Raw genomic sequence first — 17,873 nt, forward strand, 5'->3', positions numbered from 1 at the left:
TCTCGGCAGTCGGCGCGCGCAGCGAGGGCCGCGACTACACCGTGATCGCCGCGATGTCCCTGGGCCAGACGGAGGACACCGTCAACGCGGCCGCCGTCCTCCTCGCCACCGGATTCCCGATCTTGCTCCTCGTCGTCGGCGGCATCACGTACTGGCTCGCCGGACGCGCGTTGGCGCCGGTGGAAGCAATCCGGAATGAGGTCGCCGAGGTCAGCCAAGCCGATCTCGCCCGCCGCGTGCCGGTGCCCGGAACCCGCGACGAGATAGCCAGACTCGCCGACACCATGAACAGCATGCTGGCAGGCCTGGAAACCGCCCAAACCACGCAGCGACGTTTCATCGCCGACGCCAGCCACGAACTGCGCAGCCCCCTGGCCACCCTGCGCGCCAGCCTCGAGATCGCCGACCGCCAGCACCTCGACGCCAACCAGCTCGACGTCATGCGCCACGAAGTCGACCGGATGGTGCGCATGGTCGACGACCTGCTGCTGCTGACCCGTGTTGACGAGCACCGCCTGCCGCTGCACCGCACTGAAGTCGACCTGGACGATCTCGTCGATGCCGAACGCGCGCGGTTGGCCCAGACCACCGAACTGGCCGTGCACGCCAGGCTCCGCCCGGTCAAGGTCCACGCCGACCCGGCCGCGCTGTCCCGCGCCATCCGCAACCTCGTCGACAACGCTGCCCGTCATGCGAACACCACCGTCGACCTGAGCGTCACCTACGACGCCACCCACGCGGTGCTGGAGGTCACCGACGACGGGCCGGGCATCCCGGAAACGGACCGCCAACGCATCTTCGAGCGCTTCGTCCGACTCGACACCGCGCGCCAACGCTCGAGCGGCGGCGCGGGACTCGGGTTGGCCATCGTGCACGAGATCGTCACCGCGCACGATGGCGACGTGAGGATCGTCGGCGCACCCGGTGGCGGAACCTGTTTCCGGCTTCGCATTCCCCTGCCCGCACAAGGCACATCGCCCTCGGCGTAGCTTGAGTTCCACACGACGTCCAACTGGCGATCCTCCAGCAGCCTCCAGCGCTGAAACGAGCGTCAGCCGAGATCAGCGAGCAATGCTGTGAGCGCAGCCCTTTCGCCGTTCGGGTCCGGGCTCGTCGACCGGAGCTGGCGCAGCACAGCGTCGATCTTGCCGTCGATGCGCCTCCATGTCGCGTTGTCCTTCGGCTTCAAGCGGGCTTCGGCGTCGTCCCACTCGGTTTCGAGATCGTCGACGCGGGTCGTGGCACCGGCCTGGTTGCCTGCGTTCAACAGATCCAGCGTGTTCTGGGTGATCTCGCGAAACTTCCCCAGATCCCCGAGAGATGAAAGCGATGCTGCGCGGTCTCCCTGCGCAGCTGCGGCCGGAGCTGACGTGTCCTCTTCCAGCGCGGATTTGCGCACGAAGTACCCGCCCCCTGCCACCACGAGCACGAGCGCCAGCACGACGATGGTCTGCCACAAGCCGCCCCGCTCCCCCTCCTCGGCAGCATCGGCGGTATCGGTGGCCGGGAGGACGTCGACCTTCGCGATCGAGAGGTAGATGACGATGCCGAGAATCCCGAGCAAGAAGATCACGCTCGTCACCGTCGTTCCCAATCCGAGCCCGCCCTGGCTCTGCGACTGGGATAGGTAGTCACCGATCGACGCGCCGAGCGGTCGCGTCAGGACGTAGATGATCCAGAAGGACAGGACGGAGCTAAGCCCCAAGCGCCACGCGATCGCGATGATAGTGATCAGCGAGGCCACGATGATCCCCGTCACCAGGTAGCCGAGGCCGAGAACCTCGGCCATGAGATCACCGGTTGCAGTGCCGAGAGCGAAGGTGAAGAGAATCGCAAGCCAGTAGAACGCTTCTCGTCGTCGGGTCAGGATGGAATGGATCGACAGCGTTCGCTCGGATGAGTACCACACGATGAAGGTGAGGGCCAGCAGAGCGCTGAAGATCAGCGTGCTCGTTTCGAGCGGCACGCCGACGTTGTCTGCCAAGTTGTCCGTCACCAAAGTGCCGAAGACACTCACGAGCGCCACCGTCGACCAGTACACGCCCGGTACGTACCGGCTCGCCCTAAACTGGAAGATCAGAGCGACGACGAGCAGCACACCCGTGACCACGGACGTCCCGGTCAAACCGAAGCCCAGGTTGACGTTCAGGAAATCGGCCGCCGATTCACCCACGGTCGTGCACAGCATCTTGACGATCCAGAAATAGACTGTGACTTCCGGAACTTTGTTGAGGAGCAGGCAGCTCGGCGCTAGGCGGCTCCGAGTGGTCATAGTGGACCCCTTGTCTCGATCCGATCGCCACGGCGGGTAGATCCTTTGGAACGGTCTCAACGCCCGTGACGGCAGCGTCAGCGGGCACGGGTGCGAACCCGAGAACGGCATTGGGCGGGGCAGGAGTGGTTGCCCCTTCGCCCGAGACGTTAGAGAGGGGATGGTGAGCTAACGGCAAAGCGAGGGAAAGCGGACAGTGCCCATCGCAACGGATGGCGCAGCAGTTCACCTCGGACCTCGATCTGGCTCGACGGCATCCCGGAGCCAGCCCTCCCGCAGCGCAGCGAACGGCACAGGTCGGTCGATATCCTGCACGCATGTTCCGGGTTCTGGTGGTGGAGGACGACCACACGATCGGACAAGCTCTTGAATCGAGCTTGAGATCGCACGGCTACGACGTCTCCTGGCAGCACACCGGGCAGGACACGCTGGAGCTCGCGGGCCGGCGGGAGTTCGACCTCGTGCTGCTCGATCTCGGCCTGCCCGATCTGGACGGTGTGGAGGTGTGCCGCCGGCTGCGCGAGACACAGCCGCAGTGCGTGTTGGTGATCCTGACCGCGCGCCACGACGAGATGGACGTGGTGGTCGGGCTGGAAGCCGGAGCCGACGACTACCTCACCAAACCAGTCCGCCTGGGTGAGCTGCTGGCCCGCATCCGCGCGCACCTCCGACGCGGTCCGGCAGCCAGCTACCAAGCAGTCATCGCGGTGGGGCATCTGCGCATCGACACCGCGGCCAGGCGCGCGAGCGTCGACGGCCAGGAGGTCACGCTTCGGGCGAAGGAGTTCGACCTGCTGGCTCGCTTGGCGGCCGAGCCAGGCGTGGCCCTGAGCCGCGACATGCTGATGACCGAGGTGTGGGACGAGCACTGGTACGGCTCGAGCAAGACCCTCGACGTGCACATCGCAGCGCTGCGCCGAAAGCTCAGCGCTGCCGCTGCTTCTCCCGAGCACGTGCCGAAGATCGTCACGTTGCGCGGTCACGGGTACCGGCTGGAGAACACGGCGAGCTGAACGCGAACCGAGCTTCGTGGGTTCAGCGCCACGCAGCAGGCGAACGCCAGGGACGGCTGCTGGCGGCGCCGGCGACCAAAGGTGGTGCGGGTCGAATGGACGAGGAGGGCGACCATGCGAAAGCGCATCGTGACGCTCACGGTGTTGTCAGCCATGCTGGCGATCGGCCTGTTCGGCCTGCCGCTCGGCATCGCCGTCGCGCGCTACTACCTCAACGACGAGCGGGCGGAACTGGAGCGCGCTGCCGAGGCCACCGCGCTGTCCATCACGGCCGGGCTGATCCGCGACCAGCTTCCCCCGCAGCTGCCTCCGACCGAGTCCGACACCCGGCTCAGCCTGTACTCGCCAGCCGGGAGGCTGGAAAGCGGCGATGGCCCAGCCGTGGATGAGGCCGTCAGCGCCGCAACGGGTGGCGGTGTGGTCACAGGCTCGGCGGGCGGCGACCTCGTTGTAGCGGTCCCAGTCCCCAACGGCGACACTGTCGCCGGCGTGGTGCGCGCGGCCTCCTCGTACCGCGAGGTCTACCTGCGAACCGCCCTGACGTGGTCGGCGATGGCCGGGTTGGCCGCGGTAGCGGGGGCTGTGGCCTGGTTGATGGCCCACAGCATGGCCCGCCGCCTCACCCGTCCCTTGGACGAGCTGTCCCTCGCGGCCCAGCAGCTCGGCGACGGGGACTTCACCGTGCGTCCCGGCCGGGCAGGCGTCCCGGAGATCGACTCGGTCGCCTCGGCGATGGAGATCACCGCACAGCGCCTCGGCGAAATCCTCGCCCGCGAGCGCGAGTTCTCCGCGAACGCCTCGCACCAGCTCCGCACCCCGCTGACCGGACTGCGCCTGCAGCTCGAGACCGCGCTCGACTCGCACGACACCGACCCGAGGCTCGCGATCCGCACGAGCATCGAAGCAGCCGACCGGCTGGAGCGCACGATCGACGACCTGCTGCTCCTAGCCCGCACCACCAGGCCGGAGTCCGACCCCGCCGACCTCGACGAACTGCTCGCCGAAGTCCAGGAGGACTGGACAGCCCTCCTGGCGGCGAAAGGGCGAGAACTGCATGTCTCGACACCCGGGGACGTGCACCCCGACGCCTCCGCCGCGGCCGTCCGCCAAGTGCTCTCAGTCCTGCTGGACAACGCCACGACACACGGCGGAGGCACCGTCACCGTCGCGGTGCGCGAGGCCGGGGACGTGCTGGCCATCGACGTCTCCGACGAAGGACCCGGCATCGCCCCCGAAGACGACCCGTTCACCCGCCGCCGAGAAGGCGTCGGACACGGGATCGGGCTGGCCCTAGCCCGCAACCTCACCGAAGCCGAAGGCGGCCGGCTGTGGCTGCGTATCCCGGCCCCGCCGACCTTCACCCTGCTGCTCCCGATCGCCGACGCACCGGCCCGCGGCTAGCTCACGCGGCGCCGCGAAGCCTGTTCGTCCGCAACCGCTCAATGCCTGCCGTCAGGGGACGACGGGCGACGATCCACGCGCCACCGACCACGCCTCCGACGATGAGGCCAGCGAGTACATCGTGCGGGTAGTGCGCACCGACGTACACGCGGGAGAACGCCATCACGAGCGCGGCGACCACGGCCAAGACACCCCAGCTCCGGCGGATGAACAGCGTGGCTGCTGCGAAAGCGGCGAAGATGGCCGCGTGGTTGCTCGGGAAGGAGTAGTCGGTGATGCCGTCACAGGGCAGCACGGTCACCACGTCCTGCAACGCCCGGCACGGACGTTGCTCGGCCACCAGGGACTTCACAACGCTGTCGACCGCATACGCAGCTACCACCGCGGTGCCCACCCACAGCACCTTCGCGACCGCCGTGGGATCACCTCTGCGCGCCCACCACAGCATCCACAATACCGCGACGGCGAGAGCCACCACGCCGAAGGTCGTGAACAGGATCATCGGTTCCCAGAGCCAAGGCGTCCGCTGCGCGAACTGCGTCACGGCCACGTATCCGTCACTGTCCGGGAAAGCCGCTCCGCTCACGAAGCATCGGGCGCCCGGCGCGACCGATACACCTCCCACCCCACCGGGATCAGGGACACCACGACGATCACCGCGATCACCGGCAGCAAGTAGCTGTCGATGTTCGGCATCGACGCCCCCAGCGCATAACCAGCGAGCATCACGCCGACTGTCCACAACAGACCGCCAGCGACTTGCCACAGCGCGAACACTCCCGACGGCACCCCGGTCATCCCCGCCATCGGGTTCAGAACGGTCCGCACGATCGGGATGAAACGGGCCAGCACAACGGCTTTGCCGTAGCCGTAGCGCTCCAGCAATCGCCCTGCTCGCCCCACACCCTCGTGCAGGCGCTTGTTGCGCACCCGCCTGAGCGCCGCTGCCCCACCGCGTTTGCCGATCAGATAACCGACTTGTGCTCCTGCAAGCGCCCCAGCCGCCGCAGCCACCAGCAACGGCAGCAGGGACGAGCCGCCCGCACCGGTGGCCGCGAGAACCCCTGCGGTGAACAGCAACGAATCGCCCGGCAGGAAGAAGCCGATCAGCAATCCGGTTTCAGCGAAAAGCACCAGGAACACACCGAGCGCCCCGAACCCGGTCACCAACGACCGCGAATCCAGCACGTTCACCGCCAGCGCATGCATCCCGTCCCTTTCCTCCCCTTGCCCACACCAGAATCACGGCCAACCTACGACCGCCTCGGCAAGCGAGAAGTGAGCGGAAGGCAAACCGGGAGTTTGCCTTCCGCGGCGTGCTCACCCCAGGGCCTCCCTGGAACGCCCAACCTCGGACTCCGCTCAGCGGATCCCGAGAGACGCGCTCGATAGCGCGCGAAAACGGCAATCCACGTAGAGGCGGGGCGCCGATTTCGCGCAGTGATGATGTGGGTGGTGATCGTCCGGGGTGTCTGGCTCGATTTCGCGCTGACGCCTGTGGGCTGTCTTGGTTTCGATCTGTCGGCGTCCCGGCGGTCACCGAGTTCGGGGGCGCCGGGACTGTCGTGGTGTGACTTCATAGGAGCCTGCACTGCACTGCATGCCCGTCACTGTCCTGTCCACTGAGCACAGGCCCGGCGCCGTGTCTCACGTGTGACGCGAAGACGGAGCAAGCATGACTGATCAGGGCGAGCAGGAACAACCGGCGTCGGTGGCGACAACGGAGCCCGCATCGGCGTTACGGGTGGTCGGCGGGGTGGACACTCACCGGGATACCCATCACGCGGCAGTGTTCGACGCGACGGGCCGACAGCTGGCGGACACGGAGTTCCCCGTCACCCCGGCGGGGTATCAGCAGCTGCTGACATGGCTGTGCGGGTTCGGGCACATCATCGGTATGGGGGTGGAGGGCACCGCCTCCTACGGGGCCGGGCTGACGCGGTTCCTGGTCGCTAGCGGGGTGCGGGTGTGGGAGGTCAACCGGCCCGACCGCTCGACCCGGCGCCGCAAAGGCAAATCCGATCCCCTGGACGCCGCGGCTGCCGCCCGCGCGGTGCTGGCAGGGCAGGCCACCGCGATCCCCAAAGCCCAGAACGGGAGCGTGGAAGCCGTGCGTGTGCTGCACACCGTGCGGGCCGGCGCGGTCAAGGCCCGCACCGCCGCCATCAACACCCTGCGCGGGCTGCTGGTGACCGCCGACGATGAACTCCGCGTACGTCTGCGCGGGCTCTCAGCCACCCGCCTGGCCGCCGCCTGCGCCGAACTAGCCCCCGACGACACCGCCGACCCGGCCCAGGCCGCCCGAATGGCCCTGCGCGAACTGGGGCACCGCATCCAGGCCCTCACCAGCGAAATCACCCGCCTCGGCAACCAACTCAAAGCGCTGACCACCCGCCTGGCCCCGGCCACCACCGCCCTGTTCGGCGTCGGCCCCGACACCGCCGCCCAACTCCTGATCACCTGCGGCGACAACCCCGACCGGCTGCACAGCGAAGCCGGGCTGGCCGCACTGACCGGAACCAGCCCGCTCCCGGCCTCCTCCGGACGCACCGACCGCCACCGCCTCAACCGCGGCGGCGACCGCCAAGCCAACAAAGCCCTGCACCAGATCATCCTCGTCCGCATGCGCCATGACCAACACACCCGCGACTACGTGCACAAACGCGCCCAACAAGGACTATCCAAAAAGGACTATCCAAAAAGGACTTCCCAATCGTGTTGTCAAGCCGCCGCAGTAACGGGAGGTGAACCTTGATAGCACTGTCCGTCGCGGATCATTGCCCACAGGACGTTGAGGCGTCGGCGGGCGAGCGCGAGCAGGGCTTGTTTGTGGCCCTTCCCTTCACTTCTCTTCCGCTGGTAGTAGGCCTTCGACGCCGGACAGCCCTTGAGGCTGGCCATGGCCGAGAGGTACATCGACCGCAGCAATCCGCGGTGATAGCGGCGGGGTCTGCGCAGGTTGCCGCTGACGCGGCCGGAGTCACGGGGTTGCGGGGCCAGGCCGGCGAAGCCGGCCAGGCGGTCGGCGCGCCGAAGGCGTCCATGTCGCCGCCGGTGGCGGCGAGAAACTCAGCGCCGAGATTGGTGCCCATGCCGGGCAGGCTGAGGATCACCTCGGCGGTGGGATGCTCGCGAAACTTGGCCTCGATCAGGGCGTCGAGTTCAGCGATCTCCTCATCGAGCCGGTAAACCCCAGCTCCCGCAGCTCATCCAGCAGCGTTGAGGCCCACAGATGTGGATCATCCGCAAGCCGAACCCGGCAATACTCCACGAACGGTTCGATCGTCACCACCCGGGCCCGCTCATGCAGCGCGTCCTGGTACTGGCGAAACCGCCACCGATGCAGAACCCACGATCCGACCGCGACGACAAGCAGTGCCGGCAGCGCGACGAACCCCCATGAGTGGACCCACGACCACGCCGTGGTGAGGAGCGTCTGGATCGCGCCCCACGGATCGGATAGCAAGTCGCCGACCAGACTGTCCACAACAGAGCGTCTCAATTTCATGGAGTGGTCTCCTCCAAGAAGTGAGCTCGTACACGAGAGCGGGTCAGGCAGCCTTCGATCCCGATTCAGGCGGCATCCGGCGGCGCGCGGATCGCGCGCTGGTGATCGCCTGCACCCGTGCGATGTGTCGGATGTGGCGTTCGGCGTCGACCTCGGCTTGCCATTCTGAGAACCGGCGGCCCTGCAAGCGACGCAGAAAGTGCGGGATGCGGTTGGCCGGCACTCCCACCAGCTTGGGGCCGAGCACAGCCAGCAAGTCCGAGGCATCCTGCGATGACCAACCCGCGGCGTCGATGGAGGCCTCGTCGGGGAACACGTCGGCCACGCGATCGGAGACGGTCAGCTCGGAGTCCTGTGTGCCGCCGTAGGAGTACACCCACAGGAAGTTCCCTGGCGGGCTAGGCTCGACGAGTGCTCTGAAGCGACGAATTTCCTTGGTTTTACCGACCGAGCAGACCCGTTTTGTGCCTGTGACCTGCGCTGATTCGAAGCGTACATGTTCGTAACGAGTCTCGTGTGAATTCTTGGTCGACGTGTCGCTCATGGTTAGCCGTCCGGTGGTCGCCTACCTACGTTCAGGGTTGAGTGCGGCGTGGACCCACGATGGCACCGAGATCCAAGTGGGCGTCGGGTGAGAGGCTGTTGCCACTGCGGGCTGTCTGCGGCTCCTGCCCGGCGGGCGTGCGATAGGTTGCCCGCCATGACTGAGCTCGGACCCGTTGCCTGGCCACCTGTCCCGATCAAGACCGAGCGGCTCCTACTACGCGAGTCCGAGGCCCAGGACCGTGCGGCGCTCATCGAGCTGTTCTCCTCGCCAGAGGTGGGCACCTACATCGGTGGCCCTCAACCGCGTGATGAGCTCGAGCGCACGATGCCTGAAGTGCCAGGACGGCGCCCTGGATTCTTCGTGATCGATCTCGACGGAGCGGTGATCGGCATCATTACCTTCGATCGGCGTGACGTGGAACGTCCGGGGCCTATCCGTCCAGATGCTGAGGAGGCCTGGCTCGGCTACCTCCTCCTGCCAGAGGCGTGGGGACGCGGGTACGCCGCTGAGGCGTGCGCGGCGGCGCTCGGCTGGCTCGCCGACGCGCTTCCCGGCAAGCCGGTGGTGCTCTGCACTCAGACGGCCAACGACCGCTCGATGCGCCTCGCTGCGAAACTGGGGTTCACCGAGGTGGAGCGGTTCGCGGCGTACGGCGCCGAGCAGTGGTTCGGCGAGTGGTCCTCGGTCACGCCGTCCGGTTGAGTTCGCGCCTGAGAGCGCGACGGATCCTCCAAGCCACCGATCGGTCGTCGGCATCGCTACGCCGCTCGACCTCGTGGAGCACGTCGCAGGGAAACGTACGGGGATGTTTGATGTCAGCCGCGCTGGGTGGCTCAACCAGGTTTGAGATGCCCCGGTCGTGGTGCCCTTTGAGATGATCATTTGCTTTGGGCGGGGTCGAGGAGTCGCATTTCGAGGTCGGCGATCTGTCGGTCCTGGAAACGGACGTTCGAGCGTGCGGCTTTCAGTCGTTCGTCAAGTTTCTGGTTGTCGTGAGTGAGTTGCCGAACCTGTTGTTTGAGCGTGGTGTTCTCGGTCGTGATGCGGAGGATGGAGTCTTCGGACCATTCGGATTCCAGGTCGCGGATCTGGCCCATAAGGTCGCCGATGTGATTGCGTTGCTTGATGATCTCCTCGTGGGCCGTCTTCAACGTGGCCTCCGCGTTGAGCGCGCGCTCTCGCCAGGTGGCCTCGATATCGGCTTCGTGCTGCGCGTCGGCTGCTGCGCGGTCGGCTGTCGCGGCCGTCCTGGTCGTGCTGACCGCAGTTCGCGCCTCGGGGTTCTCGTAGAGGAAGGTTCGGGAGACGCCAGCTCGTCGTGCGACACCAGCGGCGGTGATCGGGGTCTTTTCCCGGCGCATGCGTGCGATGGCGTCGTGGACGCGCTGGAGGGCCGCGGCCGTTCGTTCCTGGCGGGCTGCGGTTGCTGCCGCCGTGCGAGACGAGTATCGGGGGTTGTTCACGGTTGAGGCTCCGCAGAATCGTTGCTGTCGGCGGGTGAAGAGGCGCCTGTGAGTTCGGTGGCTCGAAAGGACAGACTCCCAAATCCGGTGGAAGTAGTCCTGGGGACGTCGCAGGTCGAGGGCGAGTGCTTCGTCGAGCAGGCCCATACCCGCCAGTGCTTTCTCCAGCCCGTCGATCGCGCGGCCGGTGGGTTCGAAGACCTGGTGGAGGTAGTCGGCGGTGGCGTCATCCGGTGCGCGTTCGGCGATGGAGCGCCACTGCTCGCGTTTGCGGCGCCAGTAGAGGAGATCGGCGCCGGATAGGACGAACTTGTCGCAGTTGTGGCAGTCCAGCTTCCAGGGGCAGGCGTCGCCGTTGACAACAGGTTGGAAGGTGCAGAATCCGCCTTCGGCCGCGGTGCTGCGGCGCGAGAGGTCGATTGCCAGGGCATGCGCCTGCTCGCGGCTCATGGCCTTGGTGTCACCGGAGAGCAACTCGCCGGGGTGAGGCGCTGCGGGGCCTGCGACCCACACATGCTGGAGGACGTCCTCGATCTCAGACACGGCGACATGGGTGTAGTGCTCTGCCATACGATCGGAGACCTGGCCGAGATAGCGGCGGATGTGGGTCAGGCTGGCACCGTGGCGCAGCAGCGTCGTGGCCAGAGTGTGCCGGGCCTGATGCGGAACGCACGTGCCGAGGTTCAGCTCAGCGATCCATTGCTTGAAGCCTGTGCTGAACCAGCTGTAGGACAGGGACTTTTGACCGGCGAGGTTTCGGCTTCGCGTCGGGAACAGAGCCAAGGCTCGGCGTTCGGCGGTCGTGGCGGCGAGTGCGCGGGCGACGTCGTCGGAGAACGGGGTCCGGGTCCGGTGTACGGCTTTGCCGCCTGACGGTGCCGCGATGACGAAGCCGCGGTCCAGGCCGATCCGGTCAGTCTCGCCGGAGTCCATCGCGTTGCGCAGCAGTCGCCGAACGTGGTTGAAGATCAGACGCCGGGAAGCTTGCGTGGTCGCGAATGCCGTGCCGTCGGCCTTCTTCATGCTCAACGACGGCAAGCCGTGGGTAGCCCGGTGACGCTGGTCGGTGACGAAACGCAGCATGTGCTCCTCGCCGAGTGGCTCTGTCGCTGGTTGCGTGATCAACTGTCGGCCTGGTGGCTGGTGCTGTTCGGGTCTTTGTGATCATGGTCGGCGTGTGATCATCAGTGTTTGGACTCGTTGCTGCCCCACCTGGCCGGCGTGATGGTCGAGCGGATCGAGCGGTCCGGGGCAGGCGTGCTGGTCTGGGCACGTGTCAAGGCCGACGATGGCATCTGCCCGTCCTGCGGCGGTAGGTCGCGGCGGGTTCACAGCCGCTATGACCGCGGGCTGGCTGACGTCTCTATGGCCGGCCAGCCAGTGACGCTGCGATTACAGGTGCGCCGGTTCTTCTGTGATGACCTTGACTGTCCTGTTCGGACGTTCGCCGAACAGGTCGACGACCTGACCTCCAAGCACGCCCGCCGAACTACGGTGTGCCGCAAGGCTTTGGAACACATCGGGTTGGCACTGGCGGGCAGAGCCGGGGCGCGTTTGGTGTCCCGGCTGGGGATGGCGGCGAGCCGGAGCACGCTGCTGCGCTTGGTCCACGCGCTACCCGAACCCGACGTCGGAACAGTCGCCGTGCTCGGTGTCGATGACTTCGCGATCAGGCGGGGCCGCAAGTATGCGACGCTGCTGATCGACGCGGTCACTCACCGCCGCCTCGACGTGCTCCCGGACCGCAAAGCCGACACTGTGGCCGCATGGCTGCGTGAACACCCCGGCGCCCAGGTGGTCTGCCGTGACGGATCGGCAGCCTATGCCGAGGCCATCCGTCAGGGCGCCCCGAAAGCGGTGCAGGCCAGTGACCGATGGCATCTCTGGCACAACCTGGCCGCGGCGGTGGAAAAGAGCGTCGTCGCCTACGCCACATCCTGGAACACCCTGCCCCGCAAGGCAGATTCGACGCTGGACGCACGCACACGGCAACGGTTCGCCGCCGTTCACGAACTCCGAGCCCAAGGGGTCGGCCTGATGGAATGCGCCCGGCGGCTGGGCTGGGCGCTGAACACCGTCAAACGCTACGCCCGCGCCGAACGGGTCGAGGACCTGCTACGCCCACCGCGTTACGGCCCCTGCCTGGTCGATGCCCACCGCGACCACGTTCAGCGCCGTCTGGCCGAAAAGACGCCGGTGACGCGGATCCTGGCCGAAATCCGCGACCAGGGCTACACCGGCAGCGCGAACCTCCTGGTCCGCTACATCAACCAGGGACGGGCCGACCCGCAACGCCTCGCGCCCTTCCCACGCCGTCTGGTCTCCTGGATCATGAGCCGCCCCGAGGGTCTGTCCGGCCCTACTCGCCGCCACCTCGACGATCTGATCGCCAGCTGTCCCGGGATGACCCCCCTGGCCACCCGGGTGCGTGAGTTCGCCGCCATCCTCACCGGCCGCCGTGGCCAGGACCTCGCCGCCTGGATCGCCACCACCCGCGACGACGCACTACCCGGCTTCGACGCCTACCTCAACGGCCTCGAAAAAGACTGGGACGCCACCACCGCCGGCCTGACCCTGCCCTACAGCAACGGTCCCGCCGAAGGCATCAACAACAAGATCAAAATGCTCAAACGCCAAACCTACGGAAAAGCCAGCTTCGCCCTGCTACGCAAGAGAATCCTACTCGACCAATAACCCTCCAGCATCATTGATCACGCAACCAGCGACAGAGCCGTTCTCATGACAGGGCCCGCGTCTCGAACTCTGGTCAGCTTCCGATGATCAACCACCAGGAGGCCCGTCTCCCTTCCCCGCCGAACGAGCCGAGCGCTACCGGCACGACGGCGTCTGGGGCATCCAGACACTAGGGGACGCATTCCGTTCCGTTGCGGCCGCTCACCGCGACCGAACCGCACTGGTGACAGCCGAAGCGCGGTACTCGTTCGCTGAGCTCGACACGATCACCGACACGTTCGCCGCAGGACTGCTCGCCTTGACCCCGCTCCAGCCGGGCGACCCGCTGATGTTCCAGATGGGGAACGTGGCCGAGACCGTCATCGTCTACTACGGGGCCGTCAAGGCCGGGGTCGTACCGGTCTGCACGCTGCCGCAGCACGGTTCGCGCGAGGTAGGCCTCCTGGCCGAGCACACACATGCGCGCGGCCACGTGGTGCAGGCCGACTTCCGCGGGCGCGATCTGGTCGAACTCGGCTGCCGGTTGACGGAGCAGGTCGACAGCCTCGACGTACTCCTCGTCGCCCGGGGTCCCGCGCCGGAAGGTGCCTATTCCTACAGCGACGTCCTCGCCGCCGGCCGCACGGCTGAAGCACGGCGCCGCCTCGCCTGCGTCGAAAACGACCCAGCGGGTGTCGTGGCCTTCCAGCTCTCCGGTGGCACCACCGGACTGCCGAAGATCGCGCCTCGCCGCCACCACGAATACGTCTACAACTCCCGGATCTGGGCTCAGGCGCTCGAACTCACCGCCGAATCAGTGGTGCTGCACGCCCTGCCTGTCATGCACAACGCCGGGACCGTGGCGGCGGTGCAGCCCGCCCACTTGACGGGCGCTGCGTGCGTCCTCGCGCCAACGGCCGACGCTGGCACTGTGCTCGGCCTGATCGCAACCGAACGAGTCACGGCGCTGCCGGTCGTACCGCCCGCCGTGGCGATCCGCATGCTCGAGCACGCCGAGGCCAGGGCGACCGACCTCAGCAGCGTCGCGCTCTTCGTCATCGGCGGACAGCGCCCCTCCCCGGAACTGCTCGACAGGATCGAGAAAGAACTGGGCCTGCGCACCCAGCAAATGTTCGGCATGGCCGAGGGAATGTTCCTCTACACGCCACCCGACGCGCCGGAATGGGTGCGCCGCCACACCGTCGGCACTCCCATCGCACCCTCCGACGAGGTCCGCGTCCTCGACGTCGGAGGTGACGACGAGGTCGCCGAGACCTGGCATCCGCAGACCCGGCCACCCACGCCGACATCGTCGCCGCTGGACGACCGCACGACATGCGCATGCTGGTGGACAGCACGGAATCGCGGGTGCACAACGGCGCCCTCGTCGGCATCGCACGCCCTGCCCTGCTCGACATCCTGCACCGCCACGCCGAATCCGCCGGAGTGGACCTGCGCTACGGGCAGCGGCGCAAGCTCGACGAGCTCGACGCCGATCTGGTGATCATCGCCGACGGCGTCAGCAGCCAGTCCCGCACCGACCACGCAGCCGACTTCGGCGCAACCGTGGACGTCGCCGGGGGCCTGTACCTGTGGGCCGGCACCGACTTCGCACTGGAAGCCGCGATCTTCGCCCCGGTCACCACCGCGCACGGCACGTTCGTCACCCACGCCTACCCCTATGCCACCGACCGCAGCACAGTCCTCATCGAGACCGACGAGGCCACCTGGCGCGCCGCCGGCTTCGACACCACCACGAACTCGACCCCGCTCACAGAATCCGACACCACGGCACTGGCCTACCTCCAGGACGCCTTCGCCGAACACCTGCATGGTCACCAGCTCATCGGCAACCGCACCCGGTGGCTGAGGTTCCGCACCGTGCACTGCGAACGCTGGACGCGGGGAAATGCGGTACTGCTGGGCGACGCCGCGCACACCGCGCACTATTCAATCGGCTCGGGAACCAAGCTCGCGATGGAAGACGCGATCGCGCTGCGCAATGCGGTCGCCGCTGCGCCCGACCTGCCGACCGCGTTGGCCACCTACGAGCAGGAGCGCCGCCCGCAGGTGCAGAGGCTGCAGGAATTGGCCCGGCGAAGCCGCCTGTGGTGGGACTCCTTCCCACGCCGAACCCATCTCCCGGTGGACCGGCTGATGCTGGTCTACATGTCCCGGGCCGGCAACGTCGGGCTGGAACGGTTCGCCGGGGCCAACCCCAGATCGTGCGGCGGGGTCTTTCGCAGTTCGCCGACGTCCAGCCCGCGGACGTGCCCACCAAACAGGTCTGCGACTGGGTGCTGCGCCGACCGCTGCGCCATGGGGGCCAATCCTGGGCGCGGCGCGAGCTCGACCCCGCCCGGATCGACTCGATCACCGCCGACGCCCCGGAAGTCATCGCCGCCCCGCCACCCGGGGTGCACCTCGCCAAGTTGCCCATCACGCTCGACGACCCGTGGGGCACAGCCGGGGACGAGCTGGTGAAACGAGCGCACGACTTCGTCGCCGCGGGTTGGCAGGGATTCCGGCTCACCGGTGACGGCGACCGCGGAGACCTGCTCACCCGGCTCGACATCGGCGAACGCCTGCGCACCGAAACCGGTGGTCTCGTCGTCACCGACGCACCGGCACGGTTCCGGGACGACATCGCGGCCGGCGTCGCAGCCGGCCGCACAGACCTCGTGTGCCTGGAACCGTCTGACAGCTGACCGATGACAACGATGAGGCTTCCTGGGATGTGCTCTCGGCGCGAAGATTGCGTCGCGCGGGGCCATGGGAGCGCAGCACAGGTCAATGAAGACTGGTAAGCGTTCCTTGTAGTCCGGCGGCCCGCAAGCAGCACCAACACAGATTGTTGGTGAGCAAAAACGCGAACTGCCTCGCCAGTACCCAACAGTCTTCGTCGCCCGGTGGGCGATCCCACGCCGTTGGGATCAGTTGCTCTCGGTGGACATCCTGCTGTCGCTCTCCGACGACTGCTGCGCCGCAGTACGTGACTCCGGGTCGCCAAGGCAATCAGGAGCGCAGCAGTCACGGCACACGAGGCGAACAGCGTGAAACTTCCGACCACGCTCCGCCCGGCGACCGCACTTCACTGCCCGCCATCCACATCCGGGGCTGGATGCCGTGCGGGCGTGTCGGAGATAACGTCGGCCAGTCGGTTCAGTTGTCTCCTTCACGCCCTACGCGAGTTCTAGAGGTTCTACAACGAACACCGACCCCATCAAGGCATTGCGAACGCCCGCCCGCTATACCCACTCCCCCAACCGATCACCGCCCCTGAGCAGCTCACCCACCTCGACATACGAAGGCGCGATCGCCTCGGTGGCATCCTCCACGAGTACCGGAATGCCGCATGACCAGCACGGATGAGGTTTTCGGCAGGGGCAACGCCTCGCTGTTCGACGTGATCTTGTAGGTACCGATCGAGTTTGGAGAGGCGGGGCAAGCGGACGGTGCCTCCTTTCTTTCGGAGGAAGATCAAACATTGGGTGGGTCGAGACCTTGAGAGCGAGTGCGCTGCGCGCGGTTCGGCCTACACGCGCGGCGGTGCTGGCTCCGCCGCGCGTGTAGGCCGATGCCACTCAATTCAATTGTCCGGGCAAGAAATCTGGTACCGGTCGAGGATCGGGGTCTGGGGACCACCCCTCGTCGAACTGTCTGTAGGGCCACCGCGGACCGTTGCGGACCAAGTCTTGGAGTGCTCCCAGCAGCCGGTCGATGTGCTCAGTCGTAGTACCGAGGCCGACGCTGGCTCGCAGAGCTCTGTTGTGCTCGTGCCCGCCGATCCGTTCCAGCATGGAATGCACGGCTTGGTGCGCGCAGAATGCCCCGTCCCGCACGCCGACTCCGTGCTCTGCGGCGAGCGCGGTCGCGATGAGTCGCGGGTCTGCGGGTTCGCCTGCGCAGTCGGCGACGTCAAACGACACGACACCGATCCTGGGATGCTCCTCGTCCCACATCCCGAGCTGGCGCACACCGGGGATCTCGTCCAGACCCCGCCGCAATCGGGTTGCCAGTTCCTCTTCTTGCCTGGTGATCAGGTTCCAGCCGATATCCGACAGCGTGTCGCAGGCGACTGCCATCGCATGGACGCCCACCACGTTCGGGGACCCGGCCTCGTGACGATGCGGCAGACTGGACCAGGTCACGCATTCCCGGCCTGCATCTTCGGCAACCCGCGCGGTGGCTCCGCCACCGGCCAGGTACGGCTCGGCGGCGTCCAGCCAATCAGTCGCTCCCACCAGGGCGCCTGCACCGAAAGGTGCATACAACTTGTGCCCGGACAGCGCCACCCAATCAACATCCCAGTCCGCCAGTTCCAACGGCCCATGCGCAGCCAGCTGGGCCGCGTCGAGCACGGTGCGCGCGCCATGCGCGCGGGCCACTTCTGCCAACTCCAACACCGGCCACAATTCCCCGGTGACGTTCGAAGCCCCGGTGATCACCACCAATTTTGGTCCTTCTGGGGCAGCGGCCAGCTCGGCGGCCAGCGTCCGCACAGCGTTCGTCGCGCTGGTCGGCACCCCCATGCGGCACACCCGGGCCCCGGCCCAGGGCAGCAGCGCCGCATGGTGCTCGGTGGAGAAGCGAAACACCGTGGTGCCCGGCGGAAGCGCACGTCCGAGGAGATTCAGCGCGTCGGTGGTGTTCCGGGTGAAGAGCACCTCGGAATCCGGTGTGGCGCCGACGAATCGACGGACCGCTCCCCTGGCCTGTTCGAAGACCCGCGTGCACACCTGGGAGGTGAACCCAGCGCCTCGGTGCACGCTGCTGTACCAGGGCAGCAGTCGCTCGACCTCGCGATGGACGTCGGTCAGGCATGGAGTGCTCGCGGCATAGTCCAAATTGGCGTAGGGCACCGACTGCCCGGTCACCAACGGCACTTCCAGATCAGCGCCGATGACGCTCGGAACCTGCTCGAGCCCGGCAATCGAACTTGATTCGGTCAGCACGCTGTTCTCCTTCACCACCAAGGGAAAGCCTCAGAACCTCT

Annotated in this window: 15 protein-coding genes and 2 pseudogenes; 9 read left to right on the plus strand and 8 right to left on the minus strand. The window is 67.1% G+C overall.

Going from position 1 to position 17,873, the window contains the following annotated elements:
* Positions 1 to 53 precede the first annotated feature (53 nt).
* The gene (locus ACWEV3_RS12200) at positions 54 to 989 is read left to right on the plus strand and encodes a sensor histidine kinase (protein ID WP_452613945.1); all 936 of its coding nucleotides are present in this window, start codon (positions 54 to 56) and stop codon (positions 987 to 989) included.
* Positions 990 to 1,051: 62 nt separating this feature from the next.
* On the opposite strand, the gene ACWEV3_RS12205 is transcribed toward ACWEV3_RS12200, so the two are convergent.
* Positions 1,052 to 2,272 (minus strand): COG4705 family protein, encoded by a 1,221-nt coding sequence (locus tag ACWEV3_RS12205; RefSeq protein ID WP_452613890.1) that lies wholly within the window; start codon positions 2,270 to 2,272, stop codon positions 1,052 to 1,054.
* Positions 2,273 to 2,589: 317 nt separating this feature from the next.
* On the opposite strand from ACWEV3_RS12205, the gene ACWEV3_RS12210 reads away from it, so the two are divergent.
* Positions 2,590 to 3,285, plus strand: a complete 696-nt coding sequence (locus ACWEV3_RS12210) for a response regulator transcription factor (protein WP_452613891.1) — start codon at positions 2,590 to 2,592, stop codon at positions 3,283 to 3,285.
* Between the two features lie 114 nt (positions 3,286 to 3,399).
* On the plus strand, positions 3,400 to 4,686 hold the full coding sequence (locus tag ACWEV3_RS12215) for an ATP-binding protein (RefSeq protein WP_452613892.1): 1,287 nt from the start codon (positions 3,400 to 3,402) through the stop codon (positions 4,684 to 4,686).
* A gap of 1 nt (position 4,687) precedes the next feature.
* Here ACWEV3_RS12215 and ACWEV3_RS12220 read toward each other — a convergent pair whose 3' ends face one another.
* Positions 4,688 to 5,230 (minus strand): phosphatase PAP2 family protein, encoded by a 543-nt coding sequence (locus tag ACWEV3_RS12220; protein ID WP_452613893.1) that lies wholly within the window; start codon positions 5,228 to 5,230, stop codon positions 4,688 to 4,690.
* Positions 5,231 to 5,268: 38 nt separating this feature from the next.
* Complete coding sequence (locus ACWEV3_RS12225; protein WP_452613894.1) at positions 5,269 to 5,895, minus strand: DedA family protein; 627 nt, start codon at positions 5,893 to 5,895, stop codon at positions 5,269 to 5,271.
* Between the two features lie 466 nt (positions 5,896 to 6,361).
* Between ACWEV3_RS12225 and ACWEV3_RS12230 the strand changes: the two genes are divergently transcribed.
* Complete coding sequence (locus ACWEV3_RS12230; protein WP_452613895.1) at positions 6,362 to 7,441, plus strand: IS110 family transposase; 1,080 nt, start codon at positions 6,362 to 6,364, stop codon at positions 7,439 to 7,441.
* Here ACWEV3_RS12230 and ACWEV3_RS12235 read toward each other — a convergent pair.
* From ACWEV3_RS12235 to ACWEV3_RS12245, 3 genes and pseudogenes are all read right to left on the minus strand, one after another.
* A pseudogene (locus tag ACWEV3_RS12235) lies at positions 7,408 to 7,877 on the minus strand (transposase); the annotation flags it as partial. The gene ACWEV3_RS12230 and the pseudogene ACWEV3_RS12235 sit on opposite strands and share 34 nt — an antisense overlap.
* Positions 7,835 to 8,194: a hypothetical protein gene (locus tag ACWEV3_RS12240; protein WP_452613896.1), complete on the minus strand. Its 360-nt coding sequence runs from the start codon at positions 8,192 to 8,194 to the stop codon at positions 7,835 to 7,837. The gene ACWEV3_RS12240 and the pseudogene ACWEV3_RS12235, both read right to left, overlap by 43 nt.
* Positions 8,195 to 8,237: 43 nt before the next feature.
* A pseudogene (locus ACWEV3_RS12245) lies at positions 8,238 to 8,633 on the minus strand (GP88 family protein); the annotation flags it as partial.
* A gap of 261 nt (positions 8,634 to 8,894) precedes the next feature.
* Here ACWEV3_RS12245 and ACWEV3_RS12250 point away from each other — a divergent pair.
* Entirely contained in the window at positions 8,895 to 9,443 is a 549-nt protein-coding gene (locus tag ACWEV3_RS12250) for a GNAT family N-acetyltransferase (protein ID WP_452613897.1), read from the plus strand.
* A 176-nt stretch (positions 9,444 to 9,619) separates the two neighbouring features.
* Here ACWEV3_RS12250 and ACWEV3_RS12255 read toward each other — a convergent pair whose 3' ends face one another.
* Entirely contained in the window at positions 9,620 to 11,287 is a 1,668-nt protein-coding gene (locus ACWEV3_RS12255; RefSeq protein WP_452613898.1) for a DUF6262 family protein, read from the minus strand.
* A gap of 108 nt (positions 11,288 to 11,395) precedes the next feature.
* Between ACWEV3_RS12255 and ACWEV3_RS12260 the strand changes: the two genes are divergently transcribed.
* The 4 genes from ACWEV3_RS12260 (at position 11,396) to ACWEV3_RS12275 (ending at position 15,585) form a co-directional block, all read left to right on the plus strand.
* Entirely contained in the window at positions 11,396 to 12,898 is a 1,503-nt protein-coding gene (locus tag ACWEV3_RS12260; RefSeq protein ID WP_452613899.1) for an ISL3 family transposase, read from the plus strand.
* A 223-nt stretch (positions 12,899 to 13,121) separates the two neighbouring features.
* Positions 13,122 to 14,381: an AMP-binding protein gene (locus ACWEV3_RS12265; RefSeq protein WP_452613900.1), complete on the plus strand. Its 1,260-nt coding sequence runs from the start codon at positions 13,122 to 13,124 to the stop codon at positions 14,379 to 14,381.
* On the plus strand, positions 14,324 to 15,361 hold the full coding sequence (locus tag ACWEV3_RS12270) for an FAD-dependent monooxygenase (RefSeq protein ID WP_452613946.1): 1,038 nt from the start codon (positions 14,324 to 14,326) through the stop codon (positions 15,359 to 15,361). Before ACWEV3_RS12265 ends, ACWEV3_RS12270 begins: the two co-directional genes overlap by 58 nt.
* Positions 15,358 to 15,585, plus strand: coding sequence for a hypothetical protein (locus tag ACWEV3_RS12275; RefSeq protein WP_452613901.1), 228 nt, complete (start codon positions 15,358 to 15,360; stop codon positions 15,583 to 15,585). Before ACWEV3_RS12270 ends, ACWEV3_RS12275 begins: the two co-directional genes overlap by 4 nt.
* A gap of 876 nt (positions 15,586 to 16,461) precedes the next feature.
* Here ACWEV3_RS12275 and ACWEV3_RS12280 read toward each other — a convergent pair.
* Positions 16,462 to 17,850: an aminotransferase class V-fold PLP-dependent enzyme gene (locus tag ACWEV3_RS12280; RefSeq protein WP_452613902.1), complete on the minus strand. Its 1,389-nt coding sequence runs from the start codon at positions 17,848 to 17,850 to the stop codon at positions 16,462 to 16,464.
* Positions 17,851 to 17,873: the final 23 nt, after the last annotated feature.

The organism is Saccharopolyspora sp. NPDC003752, assembly GCF_053605825.1.